Origin of the sequence: Pseudomonas sp. MEJ086, from assembly GCF_030209025.1 — a bacterium.
GTDB lineage: Bacteria > Pseudomonadota > Gammaproteobacteria > Pseudomonadales > Pseudomonadaceae > Aquipseudomonas > Aquipseudomonas fulva_A.
Genome location: NZ_JARVSV010000035.1, coordinates 157921 through 174812 on the forward strand (window position 1 = coordinate 157921; position 16892 = coordinate 174812).

Annotated in this window: 16 protein-coding genes and 1 pseudogene; 10 read left to right on the forward strand and 7 right to left on the reverse strand. The window is 63.4% G+C overall.

What is annotated here, in order from left to right:
* Positions 1 to 71: 71 nt before the first annotated feature.
* From argJ to QRN22_RS21980, 5 genes are all read left to right on the forward strand, one after another.
* Positions 72 to 1289 (forward strand): bifunctional glutamate N-acetyltransferase/amino-acid acetyltransferase ArgJ, encoded by a 1218-nt coding sequence (gene argJ, locus QRN22_RS21960; RefSeq protein WP_042554927.1) that lies wholly within the window; start codon positions 72 to 74, stop codon positions 1287 to 1289.
* A 182-nt stretch (positions 1290 to 1471) separates the two neighbouring features.
* A complete protein-coding gene (locus tag QRN22_RS21965) occupies positions 1472 to 2098 on the forward strand; it encodes a glutathione S-transferase family protein (protein ID WP_042554928.1) in 627 nt (208 codons plus the stop codon).
* A gap of 2 nt (positions 2099 to 2100) precedes the next feature.
* Positions 2101 to 3045 carry a Nudix family hydrolase gene (locus tag QRN22_RS21970; RefSeq protein WP_042554929.1) on the forward strand — a complete coding sequence of 315 codons (945 nt, stop codon included), beginning with the start codon at positions 2101 to 2103 and terminating at the stop codon, positions 3043 to 3045.
* A gap of 66 nt (positions 3046 to 3111) precedes the next feature.
* A complete protein-coding gene (locus QRN22_RS21975; protein WP_042554930.1) occupies positions 3112 to 4044 on the forward strand; it encodes an AEC family transporter in 933 nt (310 codons plus the stop codon).
* Between the two features lie 19 nt (positions 4045 to 4063).
* Positions 4064 to 4954: a pseudouridine synthase gene (locus tag QRN22_RS21980; RefSeq protein ID WP_042554931.1), complete on the forward strand. Its 891-nt coding sequence runs from the start codon at positions 4064 to 4066 to the stop codon at positions 4952 to 4954.
* Here the strand turns inward: QRN22_RS21980 and QRN22_RS21985 are convergent.
* From QRN22_RS21985 to QRN22_RS22000, 4 genes and pseudogenes are all read right to left on the reverse strand, one after another.
* Entirely contained in the window at positions 4944 to 5519 is a 576-nt protein-coding gene (locus tag QRN22_RS21985; protein WP_042554932.1) for a cob(I)yrinic acid a,c-diamide adenosyltransferase, read from the reverse strand. The two genes, QRN22_RS21980 and QRN22_RS21985, sit on opposite strands and share 11 nt — an antisense overlap.
* Before the next feature lie 20 nt (positions 5520 to 5539).
* A complete protein-coding gene (locus QRN22_RS21990; RefSeq protein WP_042554933.1) occupies positions 5540 to 7543 on the reverse strand; it encodes a sensor histidine kinase in 2004 nt (667 codons plus the stop codon).
* Positions 7544 to 7627: 84 nt separating this feature from the next.
* Positions 7628 to 8539 carry a putative 2-dehydropantoate 2-reductase gene (locus QRN22_RS21995; RefSeq protein WP_042554934.1) on the reverse strand — a complete coding sequence of 304 codons (912 nt, stop codon included), beginning with the start codon at positions 8537 to 8539 and terminating at the stop codon, positions 7628 to 7630.
* A pseudogene (locus QRN22_RS22000) lies at positions 8536 to 9504 on the reverse strand (response regulator); the annotation flags it as partial. The gene QRN22_RS21995 and the pseudogene QRN22_RS22000, both read right to left, overlap by 4 nt.
* 273 nt (positions 9505 to 9777) lie before the next feature.
* Here QRN22_RS22000 and QRN22_RS22005 point away from each other — a divergent pair.
* Positions 9778 to 10257, forward strand: coding sequence for a YajQ family cyclic di-GMP-binding protein (locus QRN22_RS22005; protein ID WP_042554936.1), 480 nt, complete (start codon positions 9778 to 9780; stop codon positions 10255 to 10257).
* Positions 10258 to 10459: 202 nt separating this feature from the next.
* Entirely contained in the window at positions 10460 to 11296 is an 837-nt protein-coding gene (locus QRN22_RS22010) for a mechanosensitive ion channel family protein (RefSeq protein ID WP_042554937.1), read from the forward strand.
* Positions 11297 to 11357: 61 nt separating this feature from the next.
* Here QRN22_RS22010 and QRN22_RS22015 read toward each other — a convergent pair whose 3' ends face one another.
* Positions 11358 to 12902 carry an AmpG family muropeptide MFS transporter gene (locus tag QRN22_RS22015; RefSeq protein WP_042554938.1) on the reverse strand — a complete coding sequence of 515 codons (1545 nt, stop codon included), beginning with the start codon at positions 12900 to 12902 and terminating at the stop codon, positions 11358 to 11360.
* A 103-nt stretch (positions 12903 to 13005) separates the two neighbouring features.
* Positions 13006 to 13374: an MGMT family protein gene (locus QRN22_RS22020; RefSeq protein ID WP_042554939.1), complete on the reverse strand. Its 369-nt coding sequence runs from the start codon at positions 13372 to 13374 to the stop codon at positions 13006 to 13008.
* Positions 13375 to 13523: 149 nt separating this feature from the next.
* Here QRN22_RS22020 and QRN22_RS22025 point away from each other — a divergent pair, with 149 nt between their 5' ends.
* Positions 13524 to 14528 (forward strand): DUF481 domain-containing protein, encoded by a 1005-nt coding sequence (locus QRN22_RS22025; protein ID WP_042554940.1) that lies wholly within the window; start codon positions 13524 to 13526, stop codon positions 14526 to 14528.
* A 66-nt stretch (positions 14529 to 14594) separates the two neighbouring features.
* Here QRN22_RS22025 and QRN22_RS22030 read toward each other — a convergent pair whose 3' ends face one another.
* Positions 14595 to 15353 (reverse strand): SDR family oxidoreductase, encoded by a 759-nt coding sequence (locus QRN22_RS22030; protein ID WP_042554941.1) that lies wholly within the window; start codon positions 15351 to 15353, stop codon positions 14595 to 14597.
* Between the two features lie 92 nt (positions 15354 to 15445).
* On the opposite strand from QRN22_RS22030, the gene QRN22_RS22035 reads away from it, so the two are divergent.
* A complete protein-coding gene (locus QRN22_RS22035) occupies positions 15446 to 16177 on the forward strand; it encodes a HugZ family pyridoxamine 5'-phosphate oxidase (RefSeq protein WP_042554942.1) in 732 nt (243 codons plus the stop codon).
* Between the two features lie 63 nt (positions 16178 to 16240).
* Positions 16241 to 16705, forward strand: coding sequence for an FxsA family protein (locus QRN22_RS22040; protein WP_042554943.1), 465 nt, complete (start codon positions 16241 to 16243; stop codon positions 16703 to 16705).
* Positions 16706 to 16892: the final 187 nt, after the last annotated feature.

Genomic DNA, 16892 nt, shown 5'->3' on the forward strand with positions numbered 1-16892 from the left:
GGGCTAGCCTCTTCGCGGCGTTTTCGCATCGAACATGCTGTGCAATTCCACCTAATTCGAGGAGCTTCCCCATGGCTGTTGGTCTTGGCCCGCTGTCTACCCTGCACCCGGTTCCAGGTTTCGAACTGGGCATCGCCTCCGCCGGCATCAAGCGCCCTGGGCGCAAGGATGTGGTGGTGATGCGCTGTGCCGAAGGCAGCAGCGTGGCAGGTGTGTTCACCCTCAACGCGTTCTGCGCGGCGCCGGTGATCCTGGCCAAGAAACGCACGTCCGGCAGCGTTCGCTACCTGCTGACCAATACGGGCAATGCCAATGCCGGCACCGGCGAGCCGGGCCTGCAGAACGCCATGCGTACCTGCGCCAGTCTGGCCGCCCTGGCCGGTGTGGACGAGAGCGAAGTGCTGCCGTTCTCCACCGGGGTGATCGGTGAGCCGCTGCCGGTGGAAAAGATCGAGGGTGCGCTGCAGGCCGCTCTGGATAACCTCTCGGTGAACAACTGGGCCGATGCCGCTACCGGCATCATGACCACCGATACCCTGCCCAAGGGTGCCAGCCGCCAGTTCAGCCATGAAGGCGTGACGGTCACCGTCACCGGCATTAGCAAGGGCGCCGGCATGATCAAGCCGAACATGGCCACCATGCTCGGCTACATCGCCACGGACGCCAAGGTCGCCCAGGGCGTGCTGCAGGATCTGCTGCGCGATGCGGCGAACAAGTCGTTCAACCGCATCACCATCGACGGCGATACCTCCACCAACGATTGCTGCATGCTGATCGCCACCGGTCAGGCAGCGCTGCCGGAAATCACCCAGGCCAGCGGGGCGCTGTTCGCGGCCCTCAAGCAGGCGGTGTTCGAGGTGTGCATGGACGTGGCCCAGGCCATCGTGCGTGACGGTGAAGGCGCGACCAAGTTCGTCACCGTGCAGGTCAACGGGGGGGCGACGCATCAGGAGTGTCTGGATGTCGGCTATTCCGTGGCCCATTCGCCGTTGATCAAGACCGCGTTGTTCGCCTCCGACCCCAACTGGGGGCGCATCCTCGCGGCCGTCGGCCGCGCCGGTGTGGCGCAGCTCGACGTCAGCAAGATCGACGTGTTCCTCGGTAATGTGTGCATCGCCAGCAAGGGTTGCCGGGCCAGCAGCTACACCGAGGAGCAGGGCTCGGCGGTGATGGCCGAAGCGGAAATCACCATCCGCATCGAGCTGGGTCGCGGCACCTGCAGCGAGACCATCTGGACCACCGATCTGTCCCACGAGTACGTGAAGATCAACGCCGAATACCGCACCTGAGGTAGGCCATTCCCAGGCTTCGCGCGGATTGATGGTCCGCACCTGCTTGCCTCTCGAGGTTTGCAGTCGGTAGCTGGCCCCCATTCCGCTCGCGCATGGCCCCATGAGCGAGCGGAATTTGCCTTCACGGCAGGTAGCGGCGAAGCTGTCGCTCTGTTTCTTCTGACCGCTGGAGAGCGCACATGCCGCTGCAATTGCTGATAGGCAACAAGAACTACTCGTCCTGGTCGCTACGCGGCTGGTTGCTGGCCGAACTCAGTGGCGCGGACTATCAGGAAACCCTGGTGCCGCTGTTTCGTGCCGATACCCACGCGCGCCTGCAGGCCCATTCGCCGACCGCCAAGGTGCCAGTGCTCGAGACCGATGACGCCGGGGTGATCTGGGACTCTCTGGCCATCGCCGAGTACCTGGCAGAGCGCTTTCCCGAGGCTGCCATGTGGCCGCGTGATGTAGCGGCTCGGGCCATGGCGCGTTCCGTCTGCGCGGAAATGCACAGCGGTTTCGGCGCGTTGCGCAGTCATATGCCCATGGACATGCAGCGCAATACGCCGCTGGCCAGCATTGCCGATGACGTGCAGGGCGATATCCAGCGGGTCATCGCCTTGTGGGCAACCTGTCGTCAGCGTTTTGGCCAGAGTGGCCCTTATCTGTTCGGTGAACTGAGCATCGCCGACGCCTATTTCGCGCCGGTGGCCAGCCGCCTGCGCAGTTATGCCGTGCAACTGCCCGAAGATGCCGCGGCCTATGTGGAAACCATTTTTCAGTGGCCGGCGTTCCAGCGCTGGTTACAGGCAGCCTTGAAGGAGTGAACGTGAAGCGCGTGCATGTAGCGGCAGCGGTGATTCGTGGTGAGGATGGTCGCATCCTCATCGCCAGGCGTCCCGACGACAAGCATCAGGGCGGGCTCTGGGAGTTTCCGGGGGGCAAGGTCGAGGAGGGCGAGGCCGTGCTGGCTGCTTTGTCCCGCGAGCTGCACGAGGAGTTGGGCATTCGCCCGGAAAGTGCACGGCCACTGATCCAGGTGCGCCACGACTATGTCGACAAGCACGTCCTGCTGGACGTCTGGGAGGTCAGCCGTTTCAGTGGCGAGCCTCACGGCGCCGAAGGTCAGCCACTGGCCTGGGTGAGTGCCCGGCAGTTGGGCGATTACGATTTCCCGGCTGCCAACCGGCCAATCGTGGCGGCCGCCCGTTTGCCCGAGCAGTACCTGATCACCCCGGATGGCCTGGATGGGCCGCAGTTGCTGGCGGGCATTCGCGCAGCCATCGGCCGTGGCGCGCGGCTGATCCAGTTGCGTGCCCCGGCGATGTTCGATGCTCAGTACCGGGATCTTGCCGTGGACATCCAGGGGCTGTGCGCCGGCAAGGCGCAATTGATGCTCAAGGGGCCCCTGGAGTGGCTTGGCGATTTTCCCGCTGCCGGCTGGCACCTGACGGCCGAGCAATTGCGCAAGTATGCCGCCAAGGGTCGTCCGCTGGCGGCGGACCGCTGGCTGGCGGCGTCCTGCCACAGCGCCGAGGAGTTGCAGTTGGCGGCACAGATCGGCGCCGATTTCGTCACGCTGTCGCCGTTGCAGGCGACCCAGAGCCACCCCGATGCACAGCCCTTGGGCTGGGAGCAGGCAACCGAGCTGCTGCAGGGCTTCAACCAGCCGTGTTACTTGCTCGGTGGAGTCGGCCCGCAGCACAGCGAGCAAGCCTGGCAGGCTGGCGCGCAGGGCGTTGCCGGAATTCGCGCCTTCTGGCCCGAGCAATAACCACGATCTGCTGCCTGTTCCGGGCGGCAGTACGTCTGTCCGTTTTCGCTGAGAGTTCTCCGGCCCATGGCCTCGGTCTTCAATGTCATCCTGCCGGTCTTCGCGCTGATCCTCGCCGGCTTCGCCTGTCGGCGGCTGGGCCTGCTTGGCGCCACGGCGGCGTCCGAGATAAACCGTATGGTGGTCTGGCTGTGCCTGCCGGCGCTGCTCTTCGAGGCCATGGCGACGGTCGTCTGGGAGGCGATCTGGCAGCCGGGGTTCATCCTCGCCTATGGCATCGCCACTCTGGGTATCTTCGCCGTGGTGTTGCTGTGGCGCCTGCGTCGTACCGGCAGCCTGGCCGATGCCAGCGTGCAGGGGCTGAGCGCCTCCTATGCGAATACCGGTTACATGGGCATCCCGCTGTGTCTGCTGGTGTTCGGCGATGCAGGCATGGAGCCGGCACTGATTGCCTGCCTGATCGTCATCTGCGTGCTGTTCGCCCTGGCGGTGGTGTGCATCGAGGTTGGCTTGCAGAACGAAAAGAGCGTCCTGCTGGCGGTACGCAAGGTCTCTATCGCGTTGCTGAAGAACCCCATCGTCATGGCGCCGCTGCTCGGTGCGCTATGGGCGACGACGGCGCAGCCGCTGCCCGGGCCGCTGCACCAGTTTCTCAAGTTGCTCGCCGCCGCTACCGGCCCCTGTGCGCTGATCGCGCTGGGACTGTTCCTGGCGCAGCGGCAGGAGGGCGCGCAGCAGCGCGGTATCGGCCTGGTGCTGATCAAGCTGATCGCTCATCCGCTGATCACCTGGGTGCTCGCTGTTCATGTTTTCCGCCTGCCACCCATGTGGACTCATGCCGCCTTGCTGCTCAGTGCACTGCCCACCGGCACCGGGCCATTCATGCTTGCCGAGTTCTATCGGCGTGAAGGCACCCAGGTGTCGAGTACCATCCTGCTGTCGACCCTGGGGTCGCTGGTGACGCTGTCGATCTGCCTGTATCTGATCGCCCCCCGATAACCGCTCCCGGAGCCTTTGCATGTCCGCATCCGATCACCCGTCCGGCTCCTTGCGCCCCAGCACCCTGCATCTGCCGGCGGGGCCCTGGGCGACCGTGCTCGATTGTCTGTGCGCGCACTTCCCGGCGATTTCACGAGAAATCTGGCTGGAGCGCATGGCGAGGGGCCGGGTGCTGGATGCGCAGGGCGCGCCCATCACTGCCGATCACCCCTACCGGGTCGGCTTGCGTGTGCACTATTTTCGTGAGGTGCCAGCCGAGCCGCTCATCCCGTTCGAGGAGGCGATCCTGCATGCCGACGATCATCTGCTGGTTGCCGACAAGCCTCATTTCCTGTCAGTGATGCCGGCAGGCGCCTATGTCGAGCAGACCTTGCTGGCACGGCTGGTCAAACGCACCGGCAATGCCGATCTGGTGCCGCTGCACCGGATCGACCGGCATACCGCCGGGCTGGTGCTGTTTTCCACCAATGCGCAGACGCGGGGGCGCTACCAGGCGCTGTTTCGCGAGCGCCACATCGGCAAGCGTTACGAGGCGCTGGCGGCGCCTTTGCCGCAGGTGCGGTTTCCGTTACTGCGCGAGACCCGTTTCGAGGCGGGCGAGCCGTTCTTCCGCATGCGCGAAGCGCCGGGCGTGGCCAACACCCGCACGCGCATCGACGTACTCGAACGACGCGCTGACTGCTGGCTGTACGGCCTCGAGCCGGTCACCGGCAAGAAGCACCAATTGCGGGTGCACATGGCTGCATTGGGGGCGCCGATCCTCAATGACCCCTTCTATCCCGAGGTGAGCAGCAGCGAAGGTGACCCCGACGATTACAGCCGGCCGCTCAAGCTATTGGCCCGCGGCTTGTCGTTTGCCGATCCGTTGAGCGGTGAACCGAGGCGTTTCGAGAGCGTCCTCAGGCTTTAGTGGCCGCCTGCCAGAGCACTTCGTCGACGCCCTGGCGCCTGGCGATCAGCCGTGCCGCCACGAACAGCAGGTCCGACAATCGGTTGATGTAGGCCAGCAGCTCGCCACGCAGCGGTTCGATGGCATTGAGCTGCCCGCAACGGCGCTCGGCGCCGCGCGCGCCACTGCGGCACAGGTGAGCCTGGGCGATCAGTCGCGAGCCACCTGGCAGGATGAAGTTCGTCAGTGGTCCCACTTCCTCGTTCCAGCGATCGATGGCCGTCTCCAGGCGTTCGATCTCGACGGCCTGCAGCGCCTGGTAGTCCGGCATGGCCAGTTCGCCACCCAGATCGAACAGGCGATGCTGACAGGGCGCCAACACCTCGATCAGCTCGGCGAAACCCGGGTAGCGGGGCTGCTGCTCGATCAGCTCGGCCAGCAGCAGCCCAAGCTGGCTGTTCAGGGTGTCCACTTCGCCGATGGCTTCGATGCGCGGGTGATCCTTGGCGACCCGGCGCCCGTCGGCCAGCCCGGTTTCTCCGGCATCGCCGGTGCGTGTGTAGATTTTCGACAGTCGATAGCCCATGGGGTCTCCGTGGCGAGGGTTCAGCTACTGATACCGATGGGCAGGCGCAGGGTGAAGCAGGTGCCCTGGCCGGTGCGTGAGTGCACTTCCATCTGGCCCTTGTGATTGTTGGTGACGATGAAGTAGGAGACGGAAAGCCCCAGACCGGTGCCCTGGCCGACTTCCTTGGTGGTGAAGAAGGGTTCGAAGATGCGCTTGCGTACCGCCTCTGGGATGCCCACGCCGTTATCCTCCACCTGCACTTCGGCCCATGGCGGCGCCAGGCGTGTGCGCAGGATGAGCTTGCCAGGGACGCTGTCGTCGTCGCGCAGGTGGATGGCCTGGGCGGCGTTCTTCAGCAGGTTGAGCAGCACCTGTTCCAGTTCGTTGGCGATGCCGGGGATCGGCCCCAGTGCCGGATCGAACTCGCGCTGAATCATCAGGCTCTTGAAGTCGAAGCTTTCGGTCAGGTCGAAGTCGTTGCTGGCGATTTCCACGGCCTGGTCGATCAGCGCCGGCAACTGGCAGGGTGCCAACTGGCGGTTGCTGAGGCGGCTGAAGCTGAGCATGTGGGTGACGATCTTCGAGGCTCGCGTGCCGGCCTGCTGGATGCCGTCGAGCAGCATGGGAATCTCCCGCGCCGTCAGGTACTGATCGATGGCTGGCAGGCTGACGCCAGCCACTTCGGCCTGTTCCTGATTGCGCGGCAGTTCGGGCGACAGACGTCGACGGATGTTCTGCACGTTGTGCAGGATGGCGCCCAGCGGGTTGTTGATCTCGTGCGCCATGCCGGCGGCCAAACCGCCGACGGAGAGCATCTTCTCCGACTGCACCATGACCTCTTCGAGGTTGAGGCGCTGGGTGATGTCGTCGATGCGGATCACCACGCCGCGGCCGATGCTGCCGATCAGCGGGTAGAAGGTCAGGGCGTAATGGTGAGGCTCGTCATCGCGGATCCAGGTAACCCGCTCGATCTTCTCCACCCGGTGCTGTTCGGCCGTGCGCTTGAGCTTGGACAGATAGGGTTTGAGCAGCGGAAAGGCGAGAAACACCGGCTGGTTCACCGCCTCGTCCAGAGAGGTGCCGGACAGGGCGCTGGCCTCCTGATTCCATTGCGCGACGTAGAGCTGTTCGTCCAGAGCGATCAAGGCCGAGGGCATGGAGTCGATGATGCTGTTGAGGTAGTTCTGGAAGCCGGTGAGCTTCTTCTCGATCTTGCTGCGGACCTGCACCTCGAGTTCCAGCTTGCGGTTCGACAGGCGGGTTTCCTCGGCCAGACCCTGGGCCTGATTGTAGGCCTCCTCGGAATCGTCACGGGCGCGCTTGAGCTGCTGTTCACGGGCCTCGATGCGCGTCAGCATGGTATTGAAGGCTTCGGCCAGGCTGCCGATTTCATCCTGATTGCCGCGCCGCGCCCGCAGCGAATAATTCTCTTCGCGGGTGACCTGGCGGGTCAGCTCTTCCAGTCGCTTGATCGGGCTGGTGACCAGGCGGCGGATCTGCCGCGCCACCAGCAGCCACAGCACCAGACTGAAGCCGAGGATCACCAGGCTGGCGGTGACGGTGCCGGTGTAGAACGCACCAGGCAGCTCGCTGGAGGCGACCAGCAGCAGGTAGCCGGGTGGCGCATCGGCCTGCGGCAGCTGGACCAGCTGGTTGGCGCGAAATTCGCCCAGGCGCCAGTGGTCGAGGTCGTCGACCCGCGATGGCAGCTGCAGTTTTTCGCCGCGCTGCAACTGCGCCAGGCTGTCGCCGTTGGCGTCGTAGATCACCGCGGCACGCAGCGGCGCGTAGCCGTCCAGGCGTTTCAGCAGATCGCCTGCGGCCTGCCGTGAGCTCAGGGCTTCGTGACTCAGGGCGGGGCTGGCGATCAGTCGGCTGAGGGTTTGCAATGCCTGGGGGGCAACGCTCTCCTGAGAAATCCAGTAGGCGGCGCTGATGAAGGTCATGTTGGCCACCACCAGCACTGCCGCCAGTAGCACCAGCAGGGCAGCGAGCAGTTTACGGCCAACGGGTAGATTCTTCAGGCGGTGGCGCAGGCGCATTGGGTTTTGTCGTATTGGCAGGTAAGGGGGCAGGTTAGGGCCTGTTAACCGTTGCGCGCAAGCGTCGACGGCCCCGGTTCGGGCTCAGTGGCGCGGTAATCCGCGGCTGTGCAGATAGGCGAGCAGGCGTTGCTGCAGGGCATGCAACCGTGGCAATGACAGGCCGTGGCGGTCACCCGCCGTGCAGGCGTAGCCGAGCAGATAGCTGACTTCGGTGCGCCGGCCCCCGGCGACGTCCTGGTACATGGACGAGTAATTGGCCGCGGTGGCCTCGATCACTCGCCAGACGTCGGCCTGAAGATGTTCAGCCGCTTCGGCCTGACCGCAACCGCGCAGCAGAACCTCCAGCTCGGCACATAGCCCGTCGACGTCCTCACGGTAGCCGGCAAGCTCGCCATTGCGGCAGCCATGCAGGACGGTCAGCGGGTTGATCGCGCAGTTGAGCGCCAGCTTGCGCCACAGGCGCGCGAGAATGTCCGGGCTCCAGGTATGAGCAATGCGACTGCGCTGCAGGTCGATCAACCAGCTCGGCGCGGTGATGTCGGCGGGGTCTCCGATCCAGGTATGCCCCTGGCCGGCGAACACCACGCGCCAGTCACCGTCGCGAAAAGCCCCTTCGGTACTGGAGGCGAACAGACAACGCCGGCCGGGGAGCCTTTCGAGCACTTCGTCCTGGCTGCCCAGGCCGTTCTGCAGCAGGATCACTTCGGCGCCCGGGGCGAGGCGATGGGCGACACGCTCGATCGCGTTCGCTGCATCGTAGGCCTTGCATGCCAAGAGCAGGCGCTCGATGGGCGTGTCGTCAGCAAGGCTGCGCGCCGGGATGACGTGCTGGCTGGCGTGGTCTCCCTCGACCAGGGTCAGTGCACCCGTCTGGCGATAGGACGCCAGGCGCCGTTCATCGCGCAGGATCAGTTGCACCGGCACGCCGGCACGAGACAGGCGCGCGGCCCACAGGCTGCCCAGGCTGCCTGCGCCGAGCACGTGCCAACTCATGTGCGTGGCAGACGGACCGCGGTGACGCGGCCGCTGGCGTGGGCCTCGGGAAGCAGGCGCGCGGCGAGGTCGAGCAGTTGTTGCTGTTCCATGGGCATGGCCTTGCCATCCAGCCCGACCACGGCAATGCCGGCCTTGAGCGAGATGAAGCCTTCGCTGGTCTTGAAGGCCTTGAGGTTGAGGCCTTCATGCAGCCGCTTGAAGCTGCTTGGCGAGCATTCCTGAAGGTCTTCGAGCAGGGTGATGAGGGCGAAGTGACGGTCATCCAGGCTCACCAGCACATCCAGTGGGCGCACCAGCTGTTGCAGGCGGCGGGCCACGCTGCGCAGCAGCTCGTTGTGGAAGGTCGTGCCATGTCGGGCACTGAGTTCATCGACGCCCTGCAAGCCAATCAGCAGGTAGCACAGGGCACCACCACGCGATTCCACCTGGCGCAGGCTGTCGGCCATCTTCTGCTTCAGGTAACGGGTGTTGCCCAGGCCGGTGAGGGGATCGACCAGGTTGCGTTCTTCCAGGCTGGCGATGTTCTGCAGCAGCAGGGCGTTTTCCTGCAGCAGGCGTTGCAGGGTGTTGCACAGGCGTTCGGCGGCGAACACCCGTGGCAGCAGTTGTTCGTTCATCGCCGACTTGCTGATGAAATCATCGACGCCGCGGTCGAAGGCTTCGTTCAGTACGTTCTCGCCCTCCTTGCCGGTCAGCAGGATGATGTAAGTGTAGTGCTCGGCCGCTTCGTCGAGCTGGCGCACCCGTCCGGTCAGTTCGAGGCCGTCCATTTCTGGCATCAGCCAGTCGGCCAGCAGCACGCTGGCTGGGCGTTGTTCGAGGTTGCTGATGGCTTCCGCAGCGCTACTCGCGAAGCGTACGTCCTGATAGCCAGCCTGGCTCAGCGCCCGGCCGATGATGGCACTGGAAAACTTGGCATCGTCCACCACCAGAATGCTGAGATGGGGGTTGGGCATGGATGGCACTCACAGGCAAGAAAACGGGTCGAGGGGGGGAGTAACCAATACAACGCCGAACGGTCTGTATCAGAGCGGATATAATGATCGCGCCAATTTTATCGTCAAGCCATCCGCGCGATTTGCGGAGAACTTATTCACGATCTCGCGAACTGGCGCCCAGCCGGATCAAGACTCCAGGCGAAACAATCGCAAGGAGTCGACACCGGCTTGCCCCACTCACGATAGATCGAGAATGACATTCCGACCACAATCGCGCCTTTTATCAGGAGTAATTCCATGCCCTCGTTCGACGTGGTGTCGGAGCTGGATAAACACGAACTCACCAACGCCCTGGATAACGCGGCCAAGGAGTTGGAGCGGCGCTTCGATCTGCGCGGCAAATGCAGTTTCGAGGTCAAGGACAAGGCGGTCACGTTGACTGCCGAAGCCGATTTCATGCTCGAGCAGATGCTCGAAATCATTCGTTCCTGCCTGATCAAGCGCAAGATCGATGGTCAGTGCATGGAAACCAAGGATGCCTATGCATCCGGCAAGGTGGTCAAGCAGGAGGTCGAGTTCCGCGAAGGCATCGACAAGGAACTGGCGAAGAAGATCGTCGCGCACATCAAGGACGCCAAGCTCAAGGTGCAGGCCGCCATTCAGGGCGAGCAGGTGCGGGTAACCGGCAAGAAGCGCGATGACCTGCAGGACTGCATCGCCTCCCTGCGCGGCAAGAATTTCGAGATGCCTCTGCAGTACAACAACTTCCGCGACTGACGGAATACGGGTGTCTTGCTCGGTCAGGATTATTGAACCTGACCGTGGCAACGACGTCGCACATTCTGTAACGCTCTCGCGAACGCCATGGTTGGGGTCCGTTGACGTTTCATGCAGCAACGCAGCTTGCGCCGAGACGTCAGCTCACGCTGGTGAGGATCTGCCATGGCGTTTTCGTTTCACGCCCTAGAAGGAGTGCCAGATGGATATGAGCGTCGACCAGTTGGTCGTCATGTCGCAGGCCTGGATCCCGGTGTTGCTGCAGTACAGTGGCAAGCTGACCCTGGCCATCTTCACCTTGCTGATTGGCTGGTGGCTGATCAGCAAACTCACCAACAAGGTCAGCGCATTGATGGACGGCCGCAAGGTCGACCGTGCCCTGAGCAGCTTCATCGGCAGCCTGGCCAGCATCATCCTGAAAGTGCTGTTGATCATCAGCGTCGCTTCGATGATCGGTGTGGAAACCACCTCGTTCATCGCCGTGATCGGTGCTGCCGGTCTGGCCATCGGCCTGGCGCTGCAGGGCAGCCTGGCGAACTTCGCCGGCGGTGTGTTGATCATGCTGTTCCGACCGTTCAAGGCCGGTGACTTCATCGAGGCTCAGGGTGTTTCCGGTTCCGTCGATTACATCCAGATCTTCCACACCGTGTTGCGTACCGGCGACAACAAGGTGGTGATCGTGCCCAACGGCACGCTGTCCAACGGCATCATCACCAACCACTCACGGCAGACGACCCGCCAGGTGCTGTACGACGTGAAGCTCGATTATGACGCTGACCTGTCCAAGGCCCGAGACGTGTTGCTGGCGCTGTCCAAGGACGCGCGGGTGCATCAGGATCCGGCACCGGTCGTGGTGGTGTCCAGCCTGGGCGAGACCTCGATCAACCTGTCGCTGCGCATGTGGACCTCGGCCGGCGACTACTGGCCGGTGATCTTCATGCTCAATGAAAGCGTGCGTGATCGCCTGCGTGCCGAGGGTGTCGAACTGGCGCAGCCACCACGCATGGTGCAGGTGCAGCAGCAGGGCAGGTCGGGTTGATAGCAGCCCCTCTGCCAGACATGAAAAAGCCGACGGTCGTCGGCTTTTTCATGGGCCGAAGTCAGGCTTCGGGCTTCTCGGGTTCGCTGCTCGGCGCCATCGGCCGGCCGCCATGGCGGTGCCACTGGACCAGGATCAGGATCAGGGTCGGAACGCCCATCAGCGCGGTGATCAGGAAGAAGTCGGCATAGCCGTACTTTTCCACCAGCACGCCCGAGTAGCCGCCGATCAGGCGTGGCAGCAGCAGCATGATCGAGCTGAGCAGGGCGTACTGGGTGGCCGAGAACTTCAGGTTGGTGAGGCTCGACAGGTAGGCGACGAAGGCGGCAGTGGCCAGCCCCGAGCTGAAGTTGTCGGCGGAGATGGTGAAGATCAGCATCTGCAGATCCGCGCCCATGCCGGCCAGCATCAGGAACAGCAGGTTGGTTGCCGCCGAAGCCACGCCGCCGATGAAGAGGATCGGCATGATGCCGAAGCGCACGATCAGCAGGCCGCCGGCACCGGCACCGACCAGGGTCATGATCAAGCCGAACAGCTTGCTGACGCTGGCGATCTGATCCTTGGTGAAACCCTGGTCGATGTAGAACACGTTGGCCATTACGCCCATCACCGTGTCGGACATGCGATAGGTGGCGATCAATCCGAGCAGCAGCAAGGCCTGCCAGCGGTAGCGCAGGATGAAGTCGTTGACCGGAGTCAGCACGGGAGCCAGGCCGCGGCGGCCGAAGGTCGACAGGCACAGGCAGGTGAGGATGGTGTAGAGGATGGCGCGCAGGAAGGCACGGTCCTCGAGCAGCAGATCCAGCAGGGTGGCTTCACCGGTGATCAGGCTGGGGAAGTCGGTATTGTACAACTGGGTGAACATGGCCGGTACCGAGACCAGCAGGACGATCAGCACCAGCACCGAAGCGATCTGGTGGCTGAATCCGTACTTGGCGGCTGCCAGCTGGGTCTTCAGGGAGACGTCGGGCTCCTTCATCCACAGGCTGGTGAGCAGGCCCGGCAGCATCAGCAGGGCGAACAGCAGATAGGTCCCGGCCCAGGCAGCGTGCTGGTAAAGCAGGGTGGTGGAGCCCAGCCCTTCGGCCACGTAAAGCGCGCCGGCGGTGGCCAGCAGCGCCGCGACCCGGTAACCGGCCATGTAGCTGGCAGCCAGAGCGGCCTGGCGGGTGTCGTCGACGATCTCCAGGCGGTAGGCATCGACGGCGATGTCCTGGGTCGCCGAAGCGAAGGCCACCAGCACCGCCAGGGCGATCAGCCAGGTCAGGTGGGTATGCGGATCGCACAGCGCCATACCCGCGAGGCCGATGGCGATCAGAATTTGCGACAGCACCAGCCAGGAGCGGCGCCTGCCCAACTTGCCGAGCAGTGGCAGGCGCCATTGGTCGAGCAATGGCGACCACACCCATTTGAATGCATAGGCCAGGCCGATCAGGCTGGCGAAACCGATGGTTTCCCGCGCCACGCCTGCTTCGCGCAACCACACGGAAAGTGTCGAGAACACCAGCATGTAAGGCAGGCCAGCGGCGAACCCGAGCAGCAGGAGAACCAGTGTCGAAGGACTGGAATAGGCGGCGATCGCGTCGCGCCAGCTTTTACGATGCATTGAACGGGGTCGGCCTGGAGGGAGAAGACATGAACAAATGGCGCACTCTAGGGGCTAGGGTCGGGTCAGTGCAAGCCAGCCATGCCGTGGTCGCATCGAGGTGTCAGGCCTCGTGCTCCAGAGGGCGCCAGCCATGACGTCGGATATCCACCCGACCATTGTGGGATAGCACCCCTTCGACGCGCAATCGGGCGCGTTGTTCAACACCGCTTGGCGTGTCGTCCGTCAGGCTCAGACGGCCCCCTGCGGCGACTACCCGGTGCCAGGGCAGGACGGTGCCGTCAGGCAGCTGGCTCAGCGTACGGCCCACCCAACGGGCGGCGCGACCCAGCCCGGCGAGGTCCGCCAATTGACCATAAGTGACCACCTTGCCGGTGGGTACCTGAGCGAGTGCCAGGTACAGGGCATCGCGGCGAGCCTGCTGATCCGCATCGGCCAGTGGCATGCTGTAATCCGCTTGTCGTTTGGCCATGGCTGGCTCCTGGGGGCGTGACCGCCTGGCGCGGCATTTTCTGCGCCCCATCGTGAACTCGCGTGAATTCCGTCGGTCATTTCTTGCTCATATAACGGGTATGCGGATAATGCCCGATTTATCGCGAACCGGAGCACCAGCATCCGCTTATGTTTACTCGAACTCTGTTGTGCCTGAGCCTCAGTACGGCGGCGATGCCGCTGATGGCCGATACCGTCTGGATGAAGAACGGTGACCGTCTGACCGGAACCATCAAGGTTCTCGATGGCGGCAAGCTGCTTCTGGAAACCGATTACGGTGGTTCCATTCCTCTGGACTGGAAAAAGATCGCGACACTCGACAGCGAACAGGAGTTGCTGGTCAAGGAGAACGACATCACTGGCGAGCGGGCCAAGTCGCTGCAGGCCTCCGACGCTGGCAAGGTCACCCTCGCCAACGGCGATGCGCCGAAGACCGTCGAGCTGGCGAGCATCAAGCAGATCATGAAGCCCAAGCCCTTCGTCGAAGACTTCATGTGGAAGGGCAACGTCGACGTGGCCATGGATTACAAGCGCGCCGAGAGCGACACCGATGACTACGACATCGATGTGAAGACCCAGGCGCGGCATGGCAAATGGCGCCACAACGCCACGCTGGACTACAACCGCGAGCTTCGCAACGACGTGGTCAGCACCGACAACTGGGGCACCGAGTACGCCCTGGACCGCTTCCTCGACGAGCAATGGTTCTGGCAGGGGCGTCTGGAGTACAAGCGCGACAAGATCGAAGATCTGGAGCGTCAGCGCACCATCGGTACCGGTCCGGGTTACCAGTTCTGGGACAACGAGCTGGGCGCGTTCTCCGTTGCCGGGCTGCTCAACCGTTCCGACTACGAATACTCCAATGGCGAGAAAGACAATTTCTACGCCATCAGCATGCGCTGGGATTACAACCGTTACCTGATCGGCAAGACCTTCGAGCTGTTCAGCACCGGTGAGCTGGGCAAGCCGCTGGCCAGCGCCGCCGACTACTCCCTGGATGCCGAAGTGGGCCTGCGTTACAAGGTCACCGACTGGGCATCCCTGAACATGAAGGCCTCGAAGGATCAGGTCAGCGGTTCGGAAGGCGACAAGGACGAGACCCGCTACACCGTTGGTTTCGGGGTAGGTTGGTAATCCGCCCCAAGTGCCGCATGCAAAAAAGCCCTGCATTATGCAGGGCTTTTTCGTGGGCCATGGCTATTACAGGCGAACGCCACCATCGAGCTCGAGAATGCGCCCGGTGAAGTAGTCGTTTTCCAGCAGGTAGGCCACCGAATGGGCAATTTCCCGAGGCTTGCCCAGGCGCTTGAGCGGAATGACCGCCGTCATGCGCTCCAGTACTTCGGGTTTCATGCTGGCGACCATGTCGGTTTCGATGAAACCCGGCGCCACCCCCGCCACACGGATGCCATAACGGGCCAGCTCGCGGGCCCAGACCACGGTGTCGGCGGCGACGCCGGCCTTGGCGGCCGAGTAGTTGGCCTGACCGACGTTGCCGGCCCGGGAAACCGATGAAATGTTGATAATCGCCCCTTCGTTCTGCAGTTCGATCATCTTCGCCGCCACTTCCCGCGTGCACAGGAACACGCCGGTCAGGTTCACGTCGATCACCGACTGCCACTGTGCCAGGCTCATCTTGCTCATTTCGCCGTCCTTGACCTTGATGGTCAGGCCGTCGCGCAGAATCCCGGCGTTGTTGACCAGGCCATTGATCGAGCCGAAGTCTTCGGCGATCTGGGCGATGGTCTGGGTGACCTGCTCTTCACTGGCCACGTTGCACAGATAGGTGCGGGCCTGAACGCCCAGCGCCCGGCAGGCCGCTGCGGTGTCATCGAGTTTCTCCTGGTTGAGATCGACCAGGGCCAGACGCACCCGTTTCTCGGCGAGGTACTCGGCCATGGCCCGGCCAAGGCCCTGACCGCCGCCGGTGATGATGATGACCTTGTCTTCGAGTTGCATGCCAATCCCCTTCGAATCAGTTTGGCGGGATGCCGTTACCGCACTGTAGCGATTATCCTAAGCGCTTGTCTGCGTCCGTCGGGAGTCTTGATATGAGTGTGCAAGCCAATCGCCAGGCCCGGGAGTTGCTGCTCGGGGAGTACCGTGGCGCGTTGTCCACTCACTCCAGAGCGATGCCCGGCTTTCCTTTCGGCTCGGTGGTGCCCTACTGCCTGGATGCTCAGGGTTGGCCGCTGATCCTGATCAGCCGCATTGCCCAGCACACCCATAACCTCAAGGCGGACGCGAAGTGCTCGCTGTTGGTCGGGGAGCGCGGTGCCGAAGACGTTCAGGCGGTGGGGCGTCTGACCCTGCTGGCCGAAGCGAAGACGCTCCATGAGGCTGCCGATATCGAAGCGGCCGCCGAGCGCTATTACCGGTACTTTCCCGAATCACGCGGTTATCACAGTGCCCACGACTTCGATTTCTGGCGCTTGCAGCCCGTACGCTGGCGTTACATCGGCGGTTTCGGCGCGATTCACTGGCTCGATCAGGTGGCGCTGGATAACCACTTCGCCGGTGACACCGAGCTGCGCATGCTCGAACACATGAACAGCGACCATGCCGACGCCATTGCGCATTACGTCGCCCTGAGCGGGCTGCCCGCTACGGAACCTGCGCGGATGGTGGGTATCGACAGTGAGGGATTTCACCTGCGTATAGGCCACAGCCTCTACTGGCTGGCCTTTCCAATATCCTGTAACACTGCCGGGGAGGTGCGCGAAGCCTTGGTGCGCCTGGCGCGGGCCGACACGTGGCCAGAGCAATTCGAGACTTCAGCTTGAATTAAGCGCAACACCCCATACTTACCTCCTACTGGAAGTCGTTCTTCCGTCAAGGAAACCGCGATGCGCATTTTCATGTTGTTGTTCCTGCTGTTCCCGATTCTGGAACTGGCAGTGCTTATTTCGGTGGGCAGTGCCATTGGCGTGCTGCCGACCATTGCCTTGGTGATCGCGACGTCGATCTTCGGTGGCCTGATGCTGCGTATTGCCGGCATCACGACTGCCTGGCGTGCCCGCGAAAGGCTGGCCCGTGGTGAAATGCCCGACCAGGAGGTTCTGCAGGGCTTGATGATGGCGGTTGGTGGCGGTCTGCTGCTGCTCCCGGGCTTCATCACCGATGTCATCGGCCTGCTGTGTCTGCTGCCGTTCACCCGTCGCAAGCTGGTCGAACGCGTGCGTCGCCGGGCCGCCGAGCAGGCCGAGCGTCAGCGCGCCTTCGCCGACGACCTGGCTGCGCGCAATGGCCAGCCGGGCTCCGGTGGCCATCGTCCGAACGTGCTCGAAGGCGAGTACGAACGCCGCGACTGACCGAGCCCGGTTTCGCTGCAAGCGAGCCCCGATCTGGCCACGCCAGTTCGGGGCTCGCCGTTTTCGCACGGACGATTTTCGTTCCCCAGGCGGGAAAAAAATTCACCCCGCACCCTTGAATTGCTCTTGTTCGACCTTATGTAGCGGTCACCGCAAGGTTTTTCAGCGTATCTGCGCTGAAACATAT